Origin of the sequence: Pseudomonas sp. KBN12P06040, assembly GCF_037574965.1 — a bacterium.
Classification (GTDB): Bacteria; Pseudomonadota; Gammaproteobacteria; order Pseudomonadales; family Pseudomonadaceae; genus Pseudomonas; species Pseudomonas aeruginosa.
The window spans coordinates 4810407-4828419 of record NZ_JBBELS010000001.1; the positions used below are offsets into that span (position 1 = coordinate 4810407).

Annotated in this window: 18 protein-coding genes; 6 read left to right on the forward strand and 12 right to left on the reverse strand. The window is 67.5% G+C overall.

From position 1 onward, the window contains the following. The first annotated feature begins 60 nt into the window (after positions 1–60). From catB to VQ067_RS22720, 6 genes are all read left to right on the forward strand, one after another. Entirely contained in the window at positions 61–699 is a 639-nt protein-coding gene (gene catB / locus VQ067_RS22695) for a type B chloramphenicol O-acetyltransferase (RefSeq protein WP_019485091.1), read from the forward strand. A gap of 254 nt (positions 700–953) precedes the next feature. Next, positions 954–1856, forward strand: coding sequence for an alpha-1,6-rhamnosyltransferase (gene migA, locus VQ067_RS22700; RefSeq protein WP_340080917.1), 903 nt, complete (start codon positions 954–956; stop codon positions 1854–1856). Positions 1857–1889: 33 nt separating this feature from the next. After that, on the forward strand, positions 1890–2510 hold the full coding sequence (locus tag VQ067_RS22705) for a CatB-related O-acetyltransferase (RefSeq protein ID WP_003085401.1): 621 nt from the start codon (positions 1890–1892) through the stop codon (positions 2508–2510). A 126-nt stretch (positions 2511–2636) separates the two neighbouring features. Beyond that, the gene (locus VQ067_RS22710; protein WP_003085396.1) at positions 2637–4031 is read left to right on the forward strand and encodes an amidase; all 1395 of its coding nucleotides are present in this window, start codon (positions 2637–2639) and stop codon (positions 4029–4031) included. A 70-nt stretch (positions 4032–4101) separates the two neighbouring features. After that, positions 4102–5418, forward strand: a complete 1317-nt coding sequence (locus VQ067_RS22715) for a citrate-proton symporter (protein ID WP_033990859.1) — start codon at positions 4102–4104, stop codon at positions 5416–5418. Between the two features lie 78 nt (positions 5419–5496). After that, positions 5497–6402: a sterol desaturase family protein gene (locus VQ067_RS22720; RefSeq protein WP_033990860.1), complete on the forward strand. Its 906-nt coding sequence runs from the start codon at positions 5497–5499 to the stop codon at positions 6400–6402. Here VQ067_RS22720 and VQ067_RS22725 read toward each other — a convergent pair. The 12 genes from VQ067_RS22725 to VQ067_RS33530 form a co-directional block, all read right to left on the reverse strand. Continuing rightward, positions 6385–7050, reverse strand: coding sequence for a helix-turn-helix transcriptional regulator (locus VQ067_RS22725; protein ID WP_003085387.1), 666 nt, complete (start codon positions 7048–7050; stop codon positions 6385–6387). The two genes, VQ067_RS22720 and VQ067_RS22725, sit on opposite strands and share 18 nt — an antisense overlap. A 71-nt stretch (positions 7051–7121) precedes the next feature. Further along, positions 7122–8108, reverse strand: coding sequence for a LysR family transcriptional regulator (locus VQ067_RS22730; RefSeq protein WP_003120804.1), 987 nt, complete (start codon positions 8106–8108; stop codon positions 7122–7124). 9 nt (positions 8109–8117) lie between these two features. Then, positions 8118–8543 carry a hypothetical protein gene (locus VQ067_RS22735; protein WP_003110838.1) on the reverse strand — a complete coding sequence of 142 codons (426 nt, stop codon included), beginning with the start codon at positions 8541–8543 and terminating at the stop codon, positions 8118–8120. Beyond that, on the reverse strand, positions 8543–9487 hold the full coding sequence (locus VQ067_RS22740) for a peptidylprolyl isomerase (protein ID WP_003098445.1): 945 nt from the start codon (positions 9485–9487) through the stop codon (positions 8543–8545). The genes VQ067_RS22735 and VQ067_RS22740 overlap by 1 nt, the downstream gene beginning before the upstream one ends. Positions 9488–9491: 4 nt before the next feature. Next, entirely contained in the window at positions 9492–9971 is a 480-nt protein-coding gene (locus VQ067_RS22745) for a YbjN domain-containing protein (RefSeq protein ID WP_033990862.1), read from the reverse strand. Positions 9972–9999: 28 nt separating this feature from the next. After that, complete coding sequence (locus tag VQ067_RS22750) at positions 10000–10662, reverse strand: hypothetical protein (protein WP_003085372.1); 663 nt, start codon at positions 10660–10662, stop codon at positions 10000–10002. Between the two features lie 34 nt (positions 10663–10696). Then, positions 10697–12403 (reverse strand): putative porin, encoded by a 1707-nt coding sequence (locus VQ067_RS22755; RefSeq protein WP_003110840.1) that lies wholly within the window; start codon positions 12401–12403, stop codon positions 10697–10699. 67 nt (positions 12404–12470) lie between these two features. Continuing rightward, a complete protein-coding gene (locus VQ067_RS22760) occupies positions 12471–13217 on the reverse strand; it encodes an energy transducer TonB family protein (RefSeq protein WP_003098450.1) in 747 nt (248 codons plus the stop codon). Between the two features lie 8 nt (positions 13218–13225). After that, positions 13226–13645, reverse strand: a complete 420-nt coding sequence (locus VQ067_RS22765; RefSeq protein WP_003085366.1) for an ExbD/TolR family protein — start codon at positions 13643–13645, stop codon at positions 13226–13228. Between the two features lie 10 nt (positions 13646–13655). Then, entirely contained in the window at positions 13656–15503 is a 1848-nt protein-coding gene (locus tag VQ067_RS22770) for a DUF2341 domain-containing protein (protein WP_033990863.1), read from the reverse strand. Positions 15504–15526: 23 nt separating this feature from the next. Further along, on the reverse strand, positions 15527–17161 hold the full coding sequence (locus VQ067_RS22775; protein WP_015503474.1) for a ShlB/FhaC/HecB family hemolysin secretion/activation protein: 1635 nt from the start codon (positions 17159–17161) through the stop codon (positions 15527–15529). Between the two features lie 164 nt (positions 17162–17325). Beyond that, positions 17326–17928: a transposase gene (locus VQ067_RS33530; protein WP_003085362.1), complete on the reverse strand. Its 603-nt coding sequence runs from the start codon at positions 17926–17928 to the stop codon at positions 17326–17328. Positions 17929–18013: the final 85 nt, after the last annotated feature.

Here is an 18013-nt window from a genome sequence, read left to right on the forward strand (position 1 = left end):
CTGGCCCGCTATCCCGCCAGGCGCTACCCTTGGCGGTTTCGACGGACAGGGACGACGGTCATGGGCAACTATTTCGAGAGCCCCTTCAGGGGCAAGCTGCTCTCGGAACAGGTCAGCAACCCAAACATTCGGGTGGGGCGCTACAGCTACTACTCCGGCTACTATCACGGGCATTCCTTCGACGACTGCGCCCGCTACCTGATGCCGGACCGCGACGACGTGGACAAGCTGGTCATCGGCAGTTTCTGTTCGATCGGCAGTGGCGCCGCCTTCATCATGGCCGGCAACCAGGGACACCGCGCCGAATGGGCATCGACCTTTCCCTTCCACTTCATGCACGAAGAGCCTGCCTTCGCCGGCGCCGTGAACGGCTATCAGCCAGCGGGCGACACGCTGATCGGCCATGAAGTCTGGATCGGTACCGAGGCGATGTTCATGCCCGGCGTACGGGTCGGCCACGGAGCCATCATCGGCAGCCGCGCGCTGGTGACCGGCGATGTCGAGCCCTATGCCATCGTCGGCGGTAACCCGGCCCGGACCATTCGTAAGCGCTTTTCCGATGGCGATATCCAGAACCTGCTGGAAATGGCCTGGTGGGACTGGCCACTGGCCGATATCGAGGCAGCCATGCCACTGCTGTGTACTGGGGATATCCCCGCCTTGTACCAGCACTGGAAACAGCGCCAGGCCTCGGCCTGACGGTTGGACGAAGGAGGTCGAGGATTTTTCTCGGGCCCGATGGCCTACCCTCTATGCTTCCAACGGTGTACTGTCGCGATGCCTGGCCATCCAGGCATGCGTGCCAGAGCCACTCCAGCGACCGTACCGGCGGAACGAAACGCTGTGTTTCCGCCAGCCCGTGCCGAGCAACGATTGCCGGAACGATCGCAGGACTTCATGACCGGCGGCCTCCTGGAACGGCTACCGGGCAAGACGAGTGACAAGAACGACACATGATTGAAGAAGCCACTTCCAGCAAGCACTCAGGCACGACGGACGCCCCGCTGGTATCCGTCGTAGCGCCCTGCTTCAACGCGGAAAAGTACCTGGAAGAAGCCCTGCGCAGCATCTACGAGCAGGACTACCCGAATTTCGAAGTGATCATCGTCGACGACGGTTCCACCGACAACAGCTACGCCATGCTGGAGCAGTTGCAGAAAGTCCACGGTTTCCAGCTCTACCGCCAGCAGAACCAGGGCGTCAGCGCAGCGCTGAACTTCGGCCTGCGACACGCCCGCGGCGACTACGTAGCCACGCCGGACCTGGACGACATCATGCTGCCACACTCGTTGAGCGTGCGCGCCGCGTACCTCGACCAGCACTCGGAAGTCGGCTGCGTCGGCGCCCTGGTGATCTACATCGACAGCGAAGGCCAGGAAACCAAGCGGCAGAACGGCAATCGCATCCGCCAGCTGGACTTCGACTACCTGCTCGGCAACGCCTACGTTTGCGGCGACCCGGTGTCCCTGTACCGCATGGAGGCCCTGCGCGCAGCCGGCTTCTACGATCCCGAGATCAAGGTGCAGGACTTCCAGATGACCCTGCGCATCGCCAGCCAGGGCTACCAGATCCACAAGCTGCCGGTGCTGGTCACTCGCTACCGGCGCCACCCCGACAACCTGTCGCGGCGCTACAAGGTGCTGCTCGATGCCGACCTGCGCACCATCGAGCCCTACCAGTCGCATCCCGCCTACGAGCGCGGCCGCACGGAACTGGTCAACAAGGCCCTGAAATACGCCGTGGTCGCGGACAAGCGGCATGCCTGGCAACTGCTCCGCTCGCTGCCGCTGCGGCAGTGGAACCGCACCACCTTCCGCCGGTTGAAGCGCTTCCTTCTCCATCACGAGACCACCTGAGCCCCGCGGACTCCAAGGTGGCAAGGTAATTCGATGAAATTCCTGGAAAAACTGAAAAAACGCAAAGAGCGGAAGTACTTCCGTGGCTGGGAAAAGATCTTCAAGGCCCCGGAGAAGATCCGTCTTGCCTACCCACATTACGAGGTCGGCGTGGGCACCTACGGGATCCCGGAGGTCACCGAGTTCGGCGACAAGGCCACCCTAAGGATCGGCGCCTACACCTCGATCGCTGCCGGCGTGAAGATCCTCCTCGGCGGCGAGCACCATACCGACTGGCTCACCACCTACCCCTTCCCGAAGATGATCGATGAGGTCGCCGACATCCCTGACAGCACCACGACCCGCGGCGACGTGGTCATCGGTAGCGACTGTTGGATCTGCACGAACGCGCTGATCCTCTCCGGGGTCACCATCGGGCATGGTGCGGTAGTCGCCGCCGGCGCGGTGGTGACCCGCGACGTGCCGCCATTCGCCATCGTCGGCGGCAACCCGGCCCGGCAGATCCGCTGGCGCTTCGAGGAAGACATCCGCGAAGCCCTGCTGGCTTCGTCCTGGTGGGACTGGCCGGTGGACGAGGTGAAGCAGGTCGCCCGGACCCTGTGCAGTACCGACATGACAGCCTTCCTGCGCTACATCGAGCAACGCAAGGGCTGATTCCCCGGCGGGAACGATCGCCGGTCATGGGCTATACCTCCCCGATACACCTTGGTTTCGAATCGCCGCCCGACAACGGGTAGGCCGGCCGCTTGACGCCCGCGGCCGTTCTTCGAGGGAGCTTGAATGACCGCGCTGCACGACCTTCCGGGAACCCGCCTGCTGGCACTGTTCGCCCGCCGGGAACTCTCGCCCAGCGAGTACTACGAGCATCTGCTGGCCCACATCCAGCGCTGGGAACCGCATCTCAACGCGCTGTATCGCTTCGACCCGCAACGGATTCGCGAACAGGCCGCGGCGGCCACCGAGCGTTGGCGCAAGGGACAGCCCAAAGGCCCGCTGGACGGGCTGCCGGTAACCATCAAGGAGCTGATCGCGACCGCTGGCGAACCTATCCCATTGGGCAGCGCCGCCACCGCCCTGCAACCCGCGACCTGCGACGCGCCGCCGGCCGCTCGGCTGCGCGAAGCCGGCGCGATCGTCCTGGCCAAGACTACGGTTCCGGACTTCGGCATGCTTTCATCCGGCCTCTCCAGCTTCCACGGAGTCACCCGCAATCCCTGGAACCTGGCCAACAATACCGGCGGCTCCAGTTCGGGCGCGGCAGCGGCGGCCGCCGCCGGCTACGGACCGCTGCACCTGGGCACCGACATCGGCGGCTCGGTGCGACTGCCGGCGGGCTGGTGCGGCCTGGTGGGCTTCAAGCCAAGCCTCGGGCGGATCCCCATCGACCCTTACTACACCGGTCGCTGCGCCGGTCCGATGACCCGCTGCATGGACGACTGCCTGCTGCTGATGCGTTACCTCGCGCAGCCCGACGCCCGCGACGCCACCAGCCTGCCGCCGGAAGTGCTGGACTGGAGCGCCGAGCCGCTGTCGGTGCGCGGCCTGAGGGTCGGCCTGCAACTCGACCCCGGCTGCGGCCTGCAGCCCGACGCGGAAATCCGCGCCGCGATCGAGGCCGCGGCGCGGCTGTTCGAGGAGCACGGCGCCCAGCTCAGGATCGTCGAACCGCTGATGGACCGGAGCCTGCTCGACGGCCTGAACGACTTCTGGCGCGCCCGCCTGTGGAGCGAACTGCTGCTCCTCGACGAGACGCGGCGGGCCAGGGTGCTGCCCTATGTCCACGCCTGGGCCGAGGGCGGCGCACGGGTCAGCGGGGTCGATGCGGTGCGCGGTTTCAACCAGACCTTCGAGATGCGCCGGCGCGCCGCCCGGCTGTTTGGCGAGATCGACCTGCTGCTGACGCCGACCAACCAGGTCGAGGCCTTCCCCGCCGACTGGGCCTCGCCGCTGAACGATCCGCAGCGGCCGTTCGAGCACATCGTCTTCACCGTGCCGTGGAATATGGGCGAACAGCCCGCGCTCTCGATAAACTGCGGCTTCACGGCCGCCGGCATGCCGATCGGCCTGCAACTGGTCGCGCCGCGCTTCGCCGATACCTGGCTGTTGCGCATCGGCAAGACCTACGAAGGCTGGCGCGGTCCGATCCACGGCTGGCCACGGCCGCCGGCTGACTGAAGCCGGCAGCCGCTCGTCGCTCGGCTCCAGGCCTGAGTGTTTCAGTCGTCACTCCGAGAGGGCCTTCGCCATGCGCTCCCCCACCCGTCCCCCGGCGGCCGCCGATCCGGCCAGCCGCCGCAGCGTCTTTGCCGTGGTCCTCGGCAACGCCGTGGAATTCTTCGACTTCGGGGTCTATGCCACCTTCGCGGTGATGATCGGACGGACTTTCTTCCCCTCCGACAGCGCCTTCGTCAGCCTGCTCCTGTCGGTCACCGCGTTCGGCGTCGGCTTCGTCATCCGCCCCCTCGGCGCGATCCTTATCGGCGCCTACGCCGACCGCGCCGGGCGCAAGCCGGCGATGCTCCTTACCCTGTTCCTGATGGCGCTGGGCACCGGCGGCATCGCGGTGCTCCCCGGCTACGACAGCATCGGCCCGGCCGCGCCGCTGCTGCTGGTGTTGACCCGCCTGCTGCAAGGCCTGGCCTGGGGCGGCGAGGCCGGGCCGGCGACCACCTACATCCTCGAGGCGGCACCGCCGCACAAGCGCGGCACCTACGCCTGCTGGCAGGTCGTGGCGCAAGGCATCGCGGCGGTCGCCGCCGGGCTGATGGGCTACCTGCTCACCCTCTGGCTCGACGAGCGCCAACTGCAGGAATGGGGCTGGCGGATTCCCTTCGCGGCCGGCCTGCTGGTCCTGCCGATCGGCCTGTACATCCGCCTCAACCTGGCCGAGACCTTTTCCGGACGCGGCCGCCAGGCCAGCACCCGGAGCCTGCTCGGCGAGTTGTTCGGCAATCATCGGCGGGCCCTGCTGCTCGGCCTGCTGATCCTCTCCGGAAGCACCATCACCCAGTACTTCCTCAACTACATGACCACCTTCGCCCTTACCGAGCTACACCTGCCGGCGGGCATCGCGATGCTCTCGACGCTGGTCGCCGGCGCCGCACTGGCGCTCTCGGCGTTGCTCGGCGGCGTGCTCTGCGACCGCTACGGGCGCCGCGCCGTGCTGATCCTGCCGCGCCTGGCGCTGCTCGCGGTGCTGTTCCCGGCACTGCAGGCAATGACCCGTCACCCCGAGCCGGCAGTCTTCCTCACCGTCCTCGCCCTGCTCTCGGCCCTGCATGGCATGAGCGGCGCGGCGCTGATCGTGCTACTGGTAGAAAGCTTCCCGCGGGCGCTGCGCTCCACCGGTTTTTCCCTGGTCTATGCGACCGGCGTCGCCGCGTTCGGCGGCACCGCGCAGGTCGTGGTGACCTGGCTGATCGGCGTCACCGGCAATCCGCTGTCGCCGCTGGGCTACCTGCTGCTGGCCAACCTGGTCTGCCTGGGTGGGGCCTGGCTGGCCCGCGAGACCTGGCCGGGTCGCGGGGACATGGGAGGCGCGCCGCTGGTGCTGCGCGACTGAGAACTTGCGCGGTTCGTTCAAGCGCCGCCGGCCTGTCGCGAGCGACGCTGGGGACCTCATTCATCCGGAGGTCCCACCATGCAGTTCTTCCTGCGCTACGCCTACGCGCCCCTCTTCTGGTCCGGCTTCATCGGCCTGGCGACCTGGCAGGTCGGCTATCGCCAGGCTTCCCACGCCTGGCTGGTCGCCCTGTTCCTCGGGGCGCTCGGCCTGTCCTTTCTCGCCGAACGACGACTGCCCTACCAGCCACGCTGGAACCGGCCGCACGCCGACCGCCTGCGCGATGTCCTGCACGCGTCGGTCAACGAAAGCCTGAACGCACTTGGCATCCTCGCCCTGCCACTGCTGGCCGGAGTCCTGGGCTTCTGGCCGGTATGGCCGCAGGCCTGGCCGCTGTGGCTGCAACTGCTGCTGGCGATCGTCCTGGCCGATCTCGGCATCACCCTGGTGCACTACGCCAGCCACCGTTCGGCGCTGCTTTGGCGGCTGCACGCGGTGCACCATAGCGTGCAGCGCCTGTACGGTTTCAACGGGCTGATGAAGCATCCCCTGCACCTGGGCCTGGAAGCGCTCGGCGGCACCCTGCCGCTGTTGCTGCTCGGCGTGCCGCAGACGGTCGCCGCGCTGCTCGCCTTCGCCATCGGCATCCAGTTGCTGCTGCAACACAGCAACGTCGACATGCGCATCGGCGGGTTACGCCATGTGTTCGCCTGGGCACCGCTGCATCGCCTGCACCACATCCGCTACGGGCGCGCCGGCGACGTCAACTTCGCGCTGTTCTTCAGCGTCTGGGACCGCCTGCTCGGCACCGCCCTCCATCGTCCCGACTACCGCCTGGACAGCACCGACATGGGCATCGGCGACCAGCCTGACTATCCCCGCAACTATGCCGGCCAGTTGCTCGCGCCATTCCGCGACCTGCCACGCAGCAGGCACGTCCCACAGCCGCCGGAAGGATTGGGGCGTTCAGCCGGCCAGGCGTAGGTGCGGCAGCGACAGGCCGGCGCGGATACCGAGCAGGCTGCGTACGCTGCGCGACAGGTGCGCGGCGTCGGCGAAGCCGGCGTGATGGGCCGCCTCGGTCAGGCTGCGCCCCTGCAAGGCCAGGGCGAAGGCCAGGTACAGGCGGCGCCAGAGCACCAGGCGGCGTACCGACAGGCCGACCTGGACGGCGAACAGCCGCTCCAGTTGGCTCAGCGAAAGACTGGCGCTGCGCGCCAGTCTTTCCGCCTCGACCCGCGCCGCGAGTTGCTCGTCGAGCGCCGCCAGGGCCTTTTCGACGCGGCGGTCGAGCCGTCGACGAGGCAGCCGCGCAAGCCGCCCCAGCAACGCCTCGGGCTCGCCGGGAGCGTCCTCGAGAAGCTGACGCAGGTCGTCGCTGTCGAACGCCAGCGGCTCGGCGTACAGCGCCAGCAACGGCTGCGACGCGTCGACGCGATGGGCTTGCAGCGAGGGCACCAGCAAGCGCCGGGCCTCCAGTACCTGGCCAGCGACGCGCACCCGCAGCGGCGTCTCCGCCAGCAGCAACTGGTGGGCATAGTGCGCGTGCTCGCGGGTATCGCCGTTGACCCCGGCGAACAGCGCGTGGTCCCGCGCCAGCCAGACCTCGCCCTGCCAATGCCGCTCCGTCATCGCGTACCTTCCGTCAACCGTTCCGTGGCGAAACGGTGTCGGCTATGGCGACCGCCGTCAAGCCCGCAAGGTCAGCGTCCGAACCAGTCGCGCCGATCGTCGAAGGCGTGCTCGATCAGATCGAGCAAGGCACGCACCTCCACGCGGTTCTCCGCTTCCGGCTGCACGCTCATCCAGACTTCCCGCCGCATCGGCTCGTCGAAGACCTGCGGCAACGCCGCCAGGTTGCGCTCCAGGCGTCCGGCGTAATGCGGCAGCAGGCCGATGCAGGCGCCCCAGAGGATCGCCTGTAGCAGCAGGTCGTGGCTCTGTACCTCGATCACTCCCGACTGGCGAGCCGCCACCCGCCGGTTCCAGGGCGCCAGGGCGGCGCTGGCGGCGTGGCCGTGGAGCTGCGCCAGCAGGTAGTCGTCCAGCTCGTCCTCGCTGGCCGGCCGCGTGCGCTCGCGCGAATAGCGCTTGCCGATGTGCGGCTGGTACTCCAGCTCGGCGATGCGCGCCGGTGCGGCGAAGTGGCCTTCCATCGGCGGATGCGGCTGCCCCGGATCGGCGATCCAGATGGCGATCTCCGCCGGCCCTGCGCTTTCCGGCCAGCCCTCGCGCAACTCGGCGAGGGCTACGCGCAGGTTGGCGTTCTTGCGCAGGTAGCCCCACAGCTCGCGACTGAGCACATCGTGCAGGACGCTTTCGGCCACCGCCAGGCGCACCAGCGGCTGTTGCCGGTGAAGATCGGCGTGGCTCTGGCTGTCCTCGACCAGGCGCTGCCCGGCGGCCTGGACGATGCGGCCCTCGCGGGTCAGCGAGAGGGCGTTGCCCTCATGCACGAACAGATGCAGGCCGAGGCGCTCCTCGAGCCGGGCCAGGGTCTTGCGCAGCAGCGTCGGCTTGACGTCCAGGCTGCGCGCAGCCTGCATGAAACAGCCGCAACGGGCGGTGACCAGGAAGAAATGCACCACCTCCAGGGAGCCGAACAGCTCGTGCCAATAGGCACGGTCGTCGCGTCCCTGCGCGGGCCTGAGCAGTGCCGGGCGCTGCCCGGCGGACTCCGATAGGGCCATGCTTCCTCGCTAGCGTCCAGGCATGAGGCGGATCCGCAGTTCGATCGGCTGCGGCATGTGTTCCGGCGGCGGCAGGCGCAACGAACGGTCCATCAGCGCGCGCCGCAGTTCATTCTCGATCGGCTCGGCGTCGCTGCGCAGGCAGGCGAGACGGACGATCCAGCCGCGTTCGTCGAGCCAGACCCGCAGGTCGATGTCGGTATTCGGCAACTGCCCCGCCGCGCGCCGCGACTCCAGGAAGGCCAGCAGCCGCGGCGCGGTTTCGGCGTCTTCGCCCAGGCGCTGCTGGACCTGCTCGCCGAGCCATGCGGCATAGGCGCCCCAGAGCCGCTGGCGTTCGTCGCGGAACCGCTCGGGCTCGCCGAACAGCCAGCTGCGCAGGTGCCGCCAGCGGCTCGCGCGCGGCCCACGCCTGGCCTCCGGGATGCCGTCCATCAGTGCAGTTCCGCCAGGGTCTTGCCGAGCAACGCGCCGTCGATGCTCAGGGTAGCGTTGTTCACCAGGCCATCCAGGTAGGCCTTGGCGATCTGCTCCTGGCGTTGCGCGCGCAGGCTTTCGCGCAGGCGACCACGGACCTCGTCGAGGGTGGCGAGGCGGGCGTCGCGACGCTCGGTCAGCTTGACCAGGTGGAAGCCGTTGGCGCCCTGGATCGGCTCGGACACCGCGCCGACCTTCAGCCGTTCCAGCGCCGGACGGATCGCCGGCAGCAGTTGCGCCTGCGCCAGCAACCCACCGATGTCGCCGCCGTTGCGGGCGGTCTGCGGGTCGTCGGAATGCTTGCGCGCCAGTTCGGCGAAGTCGCCGTCCGCGGCCTGCCGGTAGAGTTCCTGGGCGCGCTTGCGCGCTTCGGCAAGCCCGCCGGCCGCAGAGGCGGCGATGAAGATCTGGCTGACCCGGTACAGCGCCGGTACAGCCAGTTGCGCCTTGTTCGCCTGGTAGGCGGCCTGCAGTTCGGCATCGCTGGGGTAGTCCTCGGGCACCGTGCTCACCGACTCCAGGTAGGTACGCAGGACGATCTGCCGCGCCGCCGCATCGATCAGCGTCTTCACCTGCGGACGCTGTTGCCAGTCCTGGGCGCTGGCCTGTTCGTAGAGCGCCTTCTCGGCCAGTCGCGCACGCATCCAGCGTTCCATCGCGTCGCGGTTCTCGCTCAACTGCGCGCGGGTTTCCGCCGGCACCTCGGCCAGCAGCGCCTTCAGTTCGTCCGGCGCCACCTGCAAGGCACCGAGGCGGGCCACCGCGGGTTCCGCGGCGGCGCTGGCAGATGGCTTGGCAAGCGCGGCCTGGGCCTGGCCCGCGCCGCCGTCCTCGCGCTGGCCACAGCCGGCGAGAACGGCAAGCGCGAACGCCAGGATGCCGCAACGAAATGCCGGCCGCATCGGCTCAGGCCTCGCCATCGACGGGTTGACCGGCATCCTGCGCCATGCCCTGCTGCTCCGCGGCCAGGCGGCTGTAGTCGCGCAGATAGGCGATGAACTCCTGCAGCAGGCGATCCCACAGTTCGATATGGTTACGCAGGTTGGCCGGGCTGACGCCGCCGGCGACGATCACGTCCATTTCCATCACCAGGAACTCGCCCTGCTGCGACAGGCGGCCGAAGCGCCGGCTGAGATTCCAGCGCTCGGTCAGCCCGGCGGGCAATTCGCCCTGCACGCGCAGGGCGCAGCTGAAGGTGAAGTCGAGGTAGCTCGCCGGCGTCGCCGCCGGATTGCCGAAGCGCACCGCGTAGCCGATTCCCTGGCTGGCGCTGAGCAGTTGCACGACGCCGTTCTGCTCGCTGCGGTTGACCCGATAGCCGGCCTCCTGCAAGGCCTCGGTCAGGCTGTCGACGGAAAGGTGTTCGATCAGGGTGATGTCGTTCATGTCCGGGTTCCTGGTTTGCTATCGGATTTCACTGGGCGAGCGCCGCCTGGCGGTTCTCGACCTGGGTCTTGTAGAGGTCGTCGCCGAGCTTCTGCGCCATCTCTTCGAATTTCACCCGCGCACCGCTGGCGAACGGTTGGCGGATCTTCATCACCTCGGCGACGCTGACGTTCTCGTAGGCGCCGAGGATCTCCTTGGCCACGCCATACATCTCCCGATTCTTCGCGGTGCACTGCTGCAACTGCTGGTCGTGCTCGCGGAACGCCAGGTCGAGCTTCTGCCGCTCGGCCTCCTTGGCTCGCGCCATGACCAGCAACTCGTCGTAGGCCTGCTTGTACTTGCCCAGTTGCTCGTTGCTCGCCTCGACCATCTGCCGCGCCCGGTCGTGCAAGCCCTGTTGCTGGGCCGAGAGCTGCTCGGCCTGGCCCTTGGCCCGGGCCAGCTCGGCGCTCAGTTGCTTGACCTGAGCCAGCGCCGCATCGCGCTGGCTTTCCAGCGCGGCTTTCGCCGCGGTGGCCTGGGCCTGTTCGGTCTGCAGCGCCTGGAGTTGCTGGGTGGTGCTGCGCAACTGGGCGCGCAGGCGTTCCTCCAGGCTGTCGGCATAGGCCGCCTGGCTGGCGTAGGCGGCGAAGGCGGCCCCGGCGAGCAGCGCCTGGGCCCAGATCGGTAATGAGAAAGGTCGCGTGTTCATGGTCTGCCTCTTCATGGTCTGCCTCGAGGAGCGCTCAGAAGCGCGTGTTGACCTCGAGTTGCAGGACGTCGATGGAGAACGGTGCGCCGTAGACCTCGTCGGAGCTGAGCCAGCGCGCGGTACCGTAGACGCGCTTGTCGAAGCCATAGCTGGCGCCGAGGATGTAGCCCTTGGCGTTGGTCCCGCCAAGGTGGAAGGTGGAATCGTTGAAACCATCCGGCAGGGCATCCGGCTGGATGTACTTGTAGGCGGCGAAGACCTGCCAGTCGCCGGCGTCGCGCATGTCCAGGGCGTTGCCCAGGGTGAACTGGAGCATCCAGGCGTTCGCCCCGCTCTTGATGTCGCCATCGGAGCCGAGGTTGTTGGCGATCTGCGCCACACCGCCGGCGCGCTTGCGCATGTCGCCCTCGTCGTAGCCCAGGTTGTGCACGTAGTTGCCGGCCACCCGCAGCTTGAAGTCGTTGGGCAGCTCGGCATCCCAGCCGAGGTTCAGGTCGAGCAGGTTGAACTCCGAGGCCAGGCCGACGTACTGCGGGTTCGGCGTGTTCGCCGGGTCGGCCGGGTTGGGCACGATGTCGCGCAGGAGGAACACCGTGTTGCCCTTCTGCATGAAGGTCGGACGGCTGCCGTCGGTGTCGCACTCCGGATCCCCGGCCCAGGGCCGGCAGGGGCTGGAACGCCGCCCTTCGATATCGTCGAAGCGGTAGTAGGCCAGCGCGCCGGTAAGGCTGTGCTGCGGGTTGATCTTCCAGGTGGCGCCCAATTGCGCGCCGTACATCCACTTGTTGTCGCTGTCTTCCTTGTCGAAACCGTTCGACGAGGCGGTGTCCGAGCTGTACTCCACGGGGAACGCGCCGACCGTGCCGAACAGCGAGACATCGCGGCTCAGCGGCTGGTTGAAGATCGCCGCCACGCCGTCGAAGTTGAGGTCGTTGGAATACAACAGGTCGGTGGACAGGAACGGATTGGCGATCCGCCCGCCGGTCAGGCTCAGGCGCTCGCTGGGCTTCCAGGTCAGGTAGCCCTGGTCGAGCCAGAGGTCCTTCTTGCCGAAGCCGCCGCCGAGGGTCTGGGTGGTCGACACCGGGTTGTTGTCCGAACCGGTGCCGATGCGGATGCCGGCGCTCCAGCTTTCCGACAGCGCCGCCTTGAGGCCGAAGCGCGCGCGCAGGCGCAGCAGGCTGTCGCGGTCCTCGCGGGTGTTGAGCAGCGGCGGCAGGCCCGAGCTGGTATTCGGGTTGACGTCATAGGGACCGTCGTCGTTGAGTTCGGCGAAGTCGGTGATCTGGTTGCTGTTGCCGTTGCCGAAGGAGCGCGACTCGTAGCGCAGGCGCACGTCGCCGTCGAAACTGATGCGCGAGGCCCAGTCCGGGAAGGCGTTGGGCTGCGCCCAGTTCTCCGCCTTGGCCTGGGTCATTACCTCGGCCTTCACTTCGTCGCGGATCTGGTCGCGCACCACCTGCGGGATATAGGGTACGCGGACCTCCCCGGGGACCGCGGCGACGGCCGCCGCGGGCGCCACGGCCTGGCGCGCCTGCTGGGCCTGCAACGCCTCGGCCTCGGCCTGCCTGACCAGCGCATCGGCCTGTTCCTTCTTCAACACGCCCTGCTGTACCAACAGGCGGATCAGGTTGATCGTGGCGTTCTCCGAGGGCGCCGGCGGCTGGGCCTGCGCCTGGCCGGCCAGCGCGGCGAGCATGACGCCCATCCCCAGCGCCAGTCGGTTCACTTTCGCGTTCATCTGTGTACGGCTCCTAAGGTCCTTCAAGGCAGTCGCCTGCCGGAAATCGTTCTGGGTTGGCGTCTTCTCATCCCGGCCGCTTGCCCTGCAGGGCGATGCGCACCGGCAGGGTCAGCGAAGCCGGCGGGCGTTCTTCCAGGCGGCCGGCGGCGCGCAGCGCGGCCAGCACCTTCTGGTCGGTCTCGGGGTCGCCGCTGGAGCGGGTCAGTTCGGCCCGGGTGATATCCCCCGAGGAACTCAGCCAGATCTCCGCCTGCAGGCGGAACGCCAGGTTGCGCAGCTCCGGGTTGTCCCGCAGCAGGCGCTGGAAGGCGTAGGCCAGGTACTGGCTATAGCTGGCGTTGCCGGCGCGACCGCCGCCGGAACCGGCCATCCCGCCGCCCTTGCCGGCGCCGATGTTGAAAGCGTCGGAGCCGGACTGGGCGTCGCCATCCATCTGCATCGGGTCGGCCAGGTCGTCGGCCGGCGACGGCGGCGCTTCCTCCTGCGGCTTGACCTCCTCCAGTTCGGGTTGCGGTTCCGGCTCGACGATCTTTTCCTCTTCCACCGGCTGCTCCGGTTCCGGCGGTTTTTCCGGCGGCGGCGGAGGCGGTGGCGGCAGCGGGATGATCGCCGGCACCTTGGGCGCCTCGCGGCGCACGCCGCTCATGTCGTTGGCCCACTCCCAGACCAGCCAGGCGAGGCCGGCGAGCAGCAGCGCGCCGAGGCCCCACTTGAGGTAGCGCAGGGTCGGGTTCGCCGGGCGGCCGTCGATGGACAGCGGCGCGGCATTTTTCGGCTCGGGGGTGTGCTTGGGATCGGCGGACATGTTCATCCCGGGCCTCAGGTCGGTTTGCCGGTGACCAGGCCGACCTGGGACAGCTCCAGGCGGCGCAGCAGGTCGAGGACCTCGATGACCTTCTGGTACTGCACCGTGGCGTCGCCGCGGACCACTACCGGGAAGTCGGGGTTGAGGGCCTTCTCCGTACGCAGGCGGTCCTCCAGCTCGGGCAGGGTCACCGGGTAGGCGTCGAGGAACACCTGGCCGGCGTCGTTCACCGAGATCGCCTTGGTCTTGGGCTGCGACAGCGCCACGGTGGCACTGGCCTTCGGCAGGTTGATCTGGATCCCGGCGACCTGGGCGGTGGCGGTGAGGATGAACATCACCAGCACCACCATCAGCACGTCCACCAGCGGGGTGATGTTGATGCTGTCGACGGCGCCGTCGTCGTCATCGTCGTGGCTGCTGTTCACGGAAGCCATGGCGTTCTCCTCAGGCCGGCAACGGCTGGCCGTTGCGACGATGGGCCACTTCGCTGAGCTGGCTTTCGCCATGCACCTCGGCGAGGCGGGTGACGAACTCGTCGACGAACACCCGCATGTCCGCGCTGACTTCCTTGTTCCGCGTGACCAGGCGGTTGTAGCCGAACAACGCGGGGATCGCGACGAACAGGCCCATGGCCGTGGCCAGCAGGGCGGCGGCCATGCCCGGGGCGATGGCATTGATGTTGACGTCGCCGGCCATGGCAGTGCCGAGGAACACCACCATGATCCCCAGCACGGTGCCGAGCAGGCCGATGTAGGGGCCGCCGGCGATGGCGTTGGACAGGCTCGACAGGCGCGAGCCGAGCTGCTGGTTCTCCTTGATGCGCACGCCGTCCATGGAGGCGCGGATCGCCTCGATGGTGGCCGCGGAGACGGAAGAGGTGTCGGCGCCCTGCTCGCGGCGGGTGCGGATCTCCTTCACCGCCACCTGGTACAGGCGCCACAGCGAGGAGTGTTGCAGGCGGGCGGCCAGCTCGCGGTCGTCGGCGAGCAGTTCCAGGCGCGTGCCGACCTCGGCGAAGCGCTCGCGGAACAGCCCGTTGGCACGACTGACGCGGCCGACGTTCTGGTTCTTGCGGTACATGATGACCCACGACTGGACCATCATCAGCGCCAGGATCGCGATGATCACCCAGGCATCCAGCGGCACTGCGTTGAGCAGGAAGCCGAGCTTGCCGAAGCCGAAGCCGGACTGCTTCTCGTCGACCCCGTAGGCCACCAGGCGCGACTCGGCGCCCTGGGCGGTGGCATCGGCGAGGAGCAGCGCCGCCGGGCGGGCGATCTTCGACAGGCGCAACTCGTCGATGGCGCCCTGGAAGGGTTGCAGGGTCGGCGCCGCGGCGCTCGCCTCACCTTCCCCGCTTGCCGCTTCGGTGGCGACCGCAGGCGCGGCCTGGCCTTCCGCGCCGATGGCGATCGCGCCGCTGAACGCCGGCAGCGCCGCCGCCAGGCTGGCGACTTCGCGACCGCCGAGATACAGCGCCAGCCGGGTACCGTCGGCGACCAGCGCCAGATGCTGCCATTGCCCCTGCGCCAGGGCCTGGCTGGCGGCAGCGCGCTGACCGTTCAGCTCGACGAAGGGCGCGCCCTGGGCCAGGCCGACCAACAGGGCGTTGCCGCCTTCGCGGCGCGACAGCAGGACCTGTTCGCCGGCCAGTTGGTCGGGACGCACCCAGCCGCTGAAGCTGAAGGTGCCACCGGCGCTCACCGCCAGCGATGGGCTGGCCGGCAGCAGCAGCGGCTGGCCCAGCAGTTGCGCGGAGCGACCGATGACGCCCTCCACCGGACTGCCGGCGGCGGTCTGCGCATTGTTGGCGTAGGCGGTGGAGTCCCGCGGCGGAGTGCCCGGCGCACCGTCGAAGTGATAGACCAGGGTGTAGTCCGGGTCGAACACCGACTGGCCGTTGCCGCTCTCCGGCGCCTTGGCGTTGCCGTAGTACATCCAGATGTCCTGGCGCTGGCCACCCTCCACCCGCGGCACGTCGACCCAGATCAGGGCCATGCCCATCAGTGGGTCGAAGCTCTCGACCTGGTGGCGCAACACGGTCTTGTCGTCGGCGGCGACGAAGCGAATGTCCGAGCCGTTCTCGTTGACCCCGTCGAAGGTGAAGTTGCCGGTATGCAGGCGCACCAGCAACGGCAGGCGACCGAGACTCTCGTTGATCGCCGCGCCTTGCGGGGTGGTATCGACCGAGACCTGCTTGCGGTACTGCCAGTCGTCCTGCCACCAGGCACTGGCGCTGGCCGGGGCCAGCAGGCCCAGGCAGATCAGCGATGTCAGCAATAAGCGATACATGTGGGGTTACTCCGGGGTCAGCGTCAGAAGCTCGCCTGCACGCTGAAATGCAGGCGCGAGTCGTGTTTGTCGGTGTTCGTCCCTTCCAGCAGCGGGAAGGCCCAGTCGAGGCTGCCGGACAGCCAGTCGGCGAGTTGCGCGCGGGTGCCGATGCCGACGCTGGCCAGGCTGAAGTCGTCGTCCTGCTCGGGCAGCGCATCCTGCAGGCGCAGTTGCGCGCCCTCGGCGAACACGTAGAAGCGCCAGTCGTTGACATAGCTGCCGGCGCGCTTGCCGAGGAAGCGTCCGAGGGACGGCGTACGCCATTCCTGGGAGAGCAGGTAGCCGTCGTCGGCGGTGTTCTCCGCCGCCAGGTAGCCACGCACGCTGGTGGCACCGCCGGCAGCGAACTGTTCGTTGGAGATCAGCGGCCCGGAGGCGAGCTGGAAGGCCGCCTTGGTCGCCACCTGCCAGTCGCCGCCGAAGGTCAGGGTGTGGTTGAGATCGCCCTTGAGCACACCGAAGCCGGACTTGGCGCGATAACGCTTGCGGTCGAATTCCTCGTCGTCGTCGCCGTAGCCGAGGAGACTGCCGGTACCGGCCACCAGGCTCAGGCCGAGGGCCAACTGGGAACGTTCGGTGTAGCGGAAGCCGTTGTAGCTGAGGGTCAGCGGGGCGTACTTGATCGGCACCCTGTCGTTGTTGCCGCCGATCCGGGTCTGTTCCTCGAAGTCCTTGAAGTCGACGCCGAAGGAGAACGAGTGCGACCAGAGGCCGGTGACCGGCAGGCTGTAGATCGCCGCGACGCCATAGGAATGGCCCTGGCCGACCACATTCATGCTGCCCACCGTGGCCACGTCGCTGTCAGACTGGTAGCCGGACAGCTGCACGCTCCAGCGCTGGCTCAGCGGCGCGGTGTAGGAGCCGGACCAGACCTTGGCGTTGTCCTGGTCCTGCGGCGCGGTGAAATAGGTCAGCGAGATGGCGTGGCCGAGTTGCCAGAGGTTGTCGTAGCCCAGCGAAACCACCGAGCGCAAGTGACGGGTGTCGGCGCTGTAGTCGTTGTTCAGGCCGATGCTGGCGTGCCAGGGATTCTTGTCTTCCACCTGCAGGTCGACGTCCATGGTGCCGGGCCGCTGGCCCTCGCGCACCATCGGCAGCACCTGGCGGCCGGGGGTGCGGTTGACCTGCGCCAGCTCGCGCTGAACCTGGGCGAAGTCGGGTACCTTGCCCTCCTCCAGGGCCGGCACTTCCTCGCGCAACTCCACCGGCGAATAGTGCTTGGCGCCGACCACCCGAACGCGACCGACAGTGGTCTCGGTGACCTGCAGGTAGACCACCCCGCCGCTCACCTGCTGCTCCGGCAGCTCGACGTAGACCGACTGGTAGCCCTTCTCCTGGTAGGCGGCCTGCAGCGCATCGCGCGCCCCCTCGATGTCGCCCAGGCTGCGCTGCGGTCCAAGGAAGGGATACACCGCCGCCTCGATGGCGCGGTTGTCCAGCACGGTGTTGCCGCGTACCACGTACTCGTTGATGTCCACCAGACGCTGGGGCTCGGCTCCCGCCGCGGCGGGAGGGGCCTCGTCGGCCAGCGAAGCGCACGACAATGCGACAGCCAGGCAACCGATCGACCAGCGCTGGCGAAACGGGTGCGCACAATTGAACAGCGAACGCTTCACACGGTCCCCCGAAGTTCCATCGGGACTTATTGTTCTAATGCAACAAGTCCGTTCATCGAACAGTTCTATGAAAGACAACAAACTAGCGATGACGCATGAACAACCTGTTAAAAACAGCGCCCCGCCCTTATGAAATTTCGTTCTTTTCTATTTTCACTTTCGCGCTAGATATTCAGCCGTCGCGCTCCGCCATGGCGCGCTTGCCATGTATGCAACAAGGCGAAGTTCAGGGAGAACTCCGGCATCTGCATGAGATCCCCAGAAATCACTTCCCCGATAATCCTGCCTATTATCCTTACCGCCTCCGCGCTGTTCAGCAGGACGGTTATATCGCCGACGAAAACCGGAAAACTCCAGATCTTCTGCTTCATTTCCAGGCCGACGAACCAGCGATACAGCAGGTTGTAGTTCAATTGCTCGTACAACTGCTGCTCGCTGGGAATCGCGTACAGCAGTTGCAGCAGCAGCGCATGGATCAGCGGCTCCGGGGCCAACTGCATGCCATGTTCGCGGGCGAGCGCCGAGAGGACTTTAGCCTCTTCGCCAAGGAGACTTTCTATTTGCGGTTTCAGCAACGCCAGGGAATGTCCCGGCGGTATATAGCTGGACACTTCCTTGAGCGCACCCTGCCAATCTTCCTGGGACACTATCCAGACCCATGGCGCCCCATATCGATAAACCGATACCGGTTTCTTGCGTGCGGCTTCGACGATCTTCGATAGGCGCTGGTCAAGTTCCTGCATACCGACTTTCGAGTAACTTTCCATCAATACTCACCGTCCTTCGCCGTATTCACCGGAGTGACCACGGCCGTTAGCGGATACTGTTCTCTTGTTTCAGAGCGGAACGCGT

What these genes read in the sequence shown, in the direction of transcription:
- VQ067_RS22760 (WP_003098450.1), bottom strand. Translation starts at nt 13,217, where the DNA reads ATGAACATGTCCGCCGATCCCAAGCACACCCCCGAGCCGAAAAATGCC.
- VQ067_RS22740 (WP_003098445.1), bottom strand. Translation starts at nt 9,487, where the DNA reads ATGCGGCCGGCATTTCGTTGCGGCATCCTGGCGTTCGCGCTTGCCGTT.
- VQ067_RS22765 (WP_003085366.1), bottom strand. Translation starts at nt 13,645, where the DNA reads ATGGCTTCCGTGAACAGCAGCCACGACGATGACGACGACGGCGCCGTC.
- VQ067_RS22715 (WP_033990859.1), top strand. Translation starts at nt 4,102, where the DNA reads ATGCGCTCCCCCACCCGTCCCCCGGCGGCCGCCGATCCGGCCAGCCGC.
- migA (WP_340080917.1), top strand. Translation starts at nt 954, where the DNA reads ATGATTGAAGAAGCCACTTCCAGCAAGCACTCAGGCACGACGGACGCC.
- catB (WP_019485091.1), top strand. Translation starts at nt 61, where the DNA reads ATGGGCAACTATTTCGAGAGCCCCTTCAGGGGCAAGCTGCTCTCGGAA.
- VQ067_RS22735 (WP_003110838.1), bottom strand. Translation starts at nt 8,543, where the DNA reads ATGGACGGCATCCCGGAGGCCAGGCGTGGGCCGCGCGCGAGCCGCTGG.
- VQ067_RS22705 (WP_003085401.1), top strand. Translation starts at nt 1,890, where the DNA reads ATGAAATTCCTGGAAAAACTGAAAAAACGCAAAGAGCGGAAGTACTTC.
- VQ067_RS22755 (WP_003110840.1), bottom strand. Translation starts at nt 12,403, where the DNA reads ATGAACGCGAAAGTGAACCGACTGGCGCTGGGGATGGGCGTCATGCTC.
- VQ067_RS33530 (WP_003085362.1), bottom strand. Translation starts at nt 17,928, where the DNA reads ATGGAAAGTTACTCGAAAGTCGGTATGCAGGAACTTGACCAGCGCCTA.
- VQ067_RS22720 (WP_033990860.1), top strand. Translation starts at nt 5,497, where the DNA reads ATGCAGTTCTTCCTGCGCTACGCCTACGCGCCCCTCTTCTGGTCCGGC.
- VQ067_RS22710 (WP_003085396.1), top strand. Translation starts at nt 2,637, where the DNA reads ATGACCGCGCTGCACGACCTTCCGGGAACCCGCCTGCTGGCACTGTTC.
- VQ067_RS22730 (WP_003120804.1), bottom strand. Translation starts at nt 8,108, where the DNA reads ATGGCCCTATCGGAGTCCGCCGGGCAGCGCCCGGCACTGCTCAGGCCC.
- VQ067_RS22750 (WP_003085372.1), bottom strand. Translation starts at nt 10,662, where the DNA reads ATGAACACGCGACCTTTCTCATTACCGATCTGGGCCCAGGCGCTGCTC.
- VQ067_RS22770 (WP_033990863.1), bottom strand. Translation starts at nt 15,503, where the DNA reads ATGTATCGCTTATTGCTGACATCGCTGATCTGCCTGGGCCTGCTGGCC.
- VQ067_RS22725 (WP_003085387.1), bottom strand. Translation starts at nt 7,050, where the DNA reads ATGACGGAGCGGCATTGGCAGGGCGAGGTCTGGCTGGCGCGGGACCAC.
- VQ067_RS22745 (WP_033990862.1), bottom strand. Translation starts at nt 9,971, where the DNA reads ATGAACGACATCACCCTGATCGAACACCTTTCCGTCGACAGCCTGACC.